General features: G+C 73.8%; 3 protein-coding genes and 1 pseudogene. 2 read left to right on the forward strand and 2 right to left on the reverse strand.

Annotation, left to right across the window (positions count from 1 at the left end; genetic code table 11):
• Window positions 1-387, reverse strand: a pseudogene (locus ABZS66_RS60955) (hypothetical protein); the annotation flags it as partial.
• Between the two features lie 15 nt (window positions 388-402).
• On the opposite strand from ABZS66_RS60955, the gene ABZS66_RS60960 reads away from it, so the two are divergent.
• Window positions 403-1,809 (forward strand): pyridoxal-dependent decarboxylase, encoded by a 1,407-nt coding sequence (locus ABZS66_RS60960; protein WP_354774044.1) that lies wholly within the window; start codon window positions 403-405, stop codon window positions 1,807-1,809.
• An 8-nt stretch (window positions 1,810-1,817) separates the two neighbouring features.
• On the opposite strand, the gene ABZS66_RS60965 is transcribed toward ABZS66_RS60960, so the two are convergent.
• Window positions 1,818-2,912 (reverse strand): cellulose binding domain-containing protein, encoded by a 1,095-nt coding sequence (locus ABZS66_RS60965; protein WP_354774046.1) that lies wholly within the window; start codon window positions 2,910-2,912, stop codon window positions 1,818-1,820.
• Between the two features lie 211 nt (window positions 2,913-3,123).
• Here ABZS66_RS60965 and ABZS66_RS60970 point away from each other — a divergent pair, with 211 nt between their 5' ends.
• Window positions 3,124-3,792: a hypothetical protein gene (locus ABZS66_RS60970; RefSeq protein ID WP_354774047.1), complete on the forward strand. Its 669-nt coding sequence runs from the start codon at window positions 3,124-3,126 to the stop codon at window positions 3,790-3,792.
• Window positions 3,793-3,842: the final 50 nt, after the last annotated feature.

Raw genomic sequence — 3,842 nt, forward strand, 5'->3', positions numbered from 1 at the left:
GGCGGTGATCGCCGCGCCCCGGGCGACGAGCAGCCGGCGCCCCTCGTCGGCGGGCCGGGCCACCCTGGCCACCCGGGTCACCCAGGGCACGCGGGTCGCCAGCAGGACGGGCAGCTCCAGGGCCAGCAGGGCCAGGGCGAGGTAGGCGCAGAGCGCGAGCCACACGTAGCCGGGCCAGGCCACGACGCGCTCCAGGATCGGCTCGTACCGCCGGGGCAGCGCCCGGTTGCCGACCGCCGTCACCGCCAGCAGCAGCCCGAGGCCGGCGAACACCCAGCGGCCGATCCGGCGCGCCTTCGCGCTGGTGGTGACGGAGCGGACCAGCCGCAGCCAGAGGTACCAGTGCAGGATCGCGACGAGGACCAGCACGGCGGCGGCAAAAACCATGCCACAGTGTTGCGCATGGCGGATCCACTGCACGAGCGGGACGAGGCGCTGCCGGCCCTGCGGCAGGTGTACGACGCGGCCGGACCCTACCTGGACGGACTCACGGAGCGGCTGGTCCACGACCGGGCGGCCGAGCCGCTGCTCGACCGGCTCGGCGGCCCGCTGCCGGAGACCGGCCGCGGCACCGCGGCGGCCGTCGAGGAGCTGCTGCGGGTCGGCACCGCGACGGCCACGGCCTCGGCCGGCCCGCGGTTCTTCCACTTCGTCATCGGCGGCTCGACCCCGGCCGCGCTCGCCGCCGACTGGGTGGTGTCCCTGCTCGACCAGAACGCGTTCGTGAAGGCGTCGTCCCGGTTCGCCGACGCCGCCGAGCGGGTCGCCCTCGACTGGCTGCGGCAGCTGTTCGGCCTGCCGGCGGGCTGGGGCGGCGCGCTCACCGCCAGCGCGACCTTCGCCAACGTCGCCGGCCTGACCCTGGCGACGCACTGGTGGGCCGAGCGGCACGGCGCCGACCTGGCCGCCGACGGCCTGGCCGGGCTGCCCCGCATGCCGGTGCTCGCGACTCGCCTGCTGCACCCGAGCGCCCGCAAGGCGCTCCAGCTCATCGGCCACGGCAAGGACACCGCCGAGATCTTCGACGACGCCGCCGCGCTCGGGCGCCGCCTCTCCGGGCTGGGCGCCCCCGCGGTGATCATCGCGACCGCCGGCGAGCCGAACGCGGGCGCCTTCGACCACCTCGCAGACCTCGCCGATCTCGCGGCGCAGCACGGCGCCTGGCTGCACATCGACGGCGCGTTCGGGCTGTTCGCGGCCCTGTCCCCGCGCACCGCGCACCTCACCGCCGGCGTCGAGCGGGCCGACTCGGTCGCCGCCGACGCGCACAAGTGGCTCAACGTGCCCTACGAGAGCGGCTTCGTGCTGGTCCGCGACCCGTCCCGGCTCGGCGCCGCGTTCGGGATGCCCGGCGCCCCGTACCTGCCCGGCCCCGACGACCCGCGCGGCGGCTTCGGGCTGCTCGGCCCCGAGTCGTCCCGCCGCGCGCGGGCCCTGCCGATCTGGGCCACCCTGGCCGCGTATGGCCGGGACGGCTACCGGGCCATGGTCGAGCGCCACTGCGACCTGGCCCGGCACCTGGCCGCCGCCGTGGACGCCGCCCCCGACCTGGAGCGCCTCGCCGATGTCCCGCTCAACGTGGTCTGCTTCCGGTACCGCCCGCCCGGTCTGTCGGAGCCTTCACTCGACGATCTCAACCGCCGCCTCGCCGAGGCCCTGCTCGACGACGGCCGGGTCTACGCCGGCGGCACCGTCCACGAGGGCCGCGCCGCGCTGCGCCCCGCGATCAGCAACTGGCGCACCACAGAGGACGACCTGGACCTCCTCGTCCAGGTCGTCCGCGAGCTGGGTGCCAGAGCCGCGCGCTGAGCCGCCGGTCAGCTGCCGGTGCAGATGACGCCGGGTGTGCCGCTGGTGCCGCTGCCGATGAACCCGTAGCTCGCCGTCGCGCCGGGCGCCAGCGTGCCGTTCCACGGCGCGTTCACCGCGGTCACGGTCGCGCCGCTCTGGGTGAGCGTCGTGCCCCACGACTGCTGGACCTGCTCACCGGCGGTGAAGGTGAACCGCGTGGTCCAGGCGGTGATCGCCCGGCTGCCGCTGTTGCGGACGGTGACCTCGCCCTGGAACCCGCCCGGCCACTGCCCGACGACCTTGTACGTGGCCGTGCAGGTCGCGGTGCCGTTGCTGGGGCTGGGGCTGGCGCTCGGGCTGGCGCTGCGGCTCGGGCTCGGGCTCGTGTTGGGCGTGCTGCTCGCGCTCGGGGACGGCACGGAGCCGAGCGCCCTGGTCAGCGGCGGGTACCACTTGTCGGCCATCTTGCGGATGCCGGAGTCGTTCGGGTGCACGCCGTCGCCGGTGTCGGTGGCCGAGACCCAGCCGGTCCACTGGTCGACGACCGTGATCGGCGACGCGGCGGTGGTCCTGCCGGCCGCCCAGCCCGGGATGGCGTTGTTCAGCGCCACGGTCCGGGCCGCGCACTCCGGGCAGCTCGGCGGGTCGACCGGGATGATCTGGGCGACGAGGATGCGCATCGCGGGGTTGGACGCCCGCATCTGGTCGACGAGCTTGGAGTACGCGGCGAGGATCGTGTCCGTCGACCGGTTGCTCCACACGTCGTTGGTGCCGAAGTGCATGAGCACGATGTCGGGGTGGGTCGCCGAGAGCCAGCCCGGCAGCAGGTTCTGGTTCGCCACGTCGGTGACGAGCGCGCCGCCGTGGCCCTCGCCGTCGCCGTCGTAGGCGATCCCGCAGCCCTGCGGCGGCTGGGTGCCGACGAAGTCGATGTTGGTGTACCCGCCGTTCTGCAGCGCCTGCCAGAGCAGCGCCCGCCAGCAGCCCGGGTTGCCGGTGATCGAGTCGCCGAGCGGCATGATCCGCACCGGCGTGGCCGCGGAGGCGTTGGGCAGGGCCATGAACACGGTCGCGGCCGCGGCGGCGACGACCGCGGCGATCGCGACGACGAGTCGGCGCATTGAGGGCTCCCTCTAGCTGGCTTTGGTCGGGGCCTATCGGCTCTGGACCGGATCCGGGACGGCGCTGTTGCGCGGCGAGTCAAGCAGCAGCGTCGAAGGGCTTCAATGCCGTCGCCGGTCGCCCGGCCGTGACCTGCGGGCCGCCCGTGAACGTTTCACGGGCGCCGGTGTGGCATCCTCTACCCCGAACGGGTGGGTACGGGGAGGACGCATGACCCAGTGGAGCAACGGCTACCAGCAGCAGCAGCCGCCGCAGTACTACGCGCCGCCACCCCCGCCGCCGCGGCGCAACACGGTGGCCGTGGCCCTGATCGCCAGCCTCTCCCTGCTGGTGGTGCTGGTGGTCGCCATCGTCGTGGTGATCGCCGTGCGCCGCGGCGACGACGACGGCTCGACCGCGACCCCGGCGACGTCGGCGTCGACCCAGTCGGGCCCGGTCGACACGTGCCTGGTCGGGAACTGGAGGCAGTCGCAGTACGCGGCGACGATGGACTTCTCGTCGATCTATGACGCGAAGAACAAGGCGCTGGGCACGGTCCGGGTGACGGGCAGCGGCCGCCTGTGGCGCATCACGGCCGACGGCAAGGCGACGGAGGACTTCACCTCGACCCGCTACAGCGGCCGCACCGAGGACGGCCGCAGCGTCGACATGACGTTCACGGGCACGAACGAGTGGACCCTGAAGACCCAGGGCGGCCAGCTCCTGTTCGTCTCGACGGGCAGCACGGTGGAGCTGACGATCACGGTCGACGGCAAGCAGGCCGAGCAGACCAATGTCGAACCGCACAACAACCCCCAGCCCTACACGTGCCTGCCCAACTCCTGGAAGACCCAGTCCCTGACCGACGCGACGGCCTCGGCCCAGTACGACCGCGTCTAGGCAGCGTTTCATAACGCGCGAAGCCATTGGCTGATGGCGGCGATGGTGAC

This window comes from Dactylosporangium sp. NPDC005572 (assembly GCF_040605515.1).
Taxonomy (GTDB): Bacteria; Actinomycetota; Actinomycetes; order Mycobacteriales; family Micromonosporaceae; genus Dactylosporangium.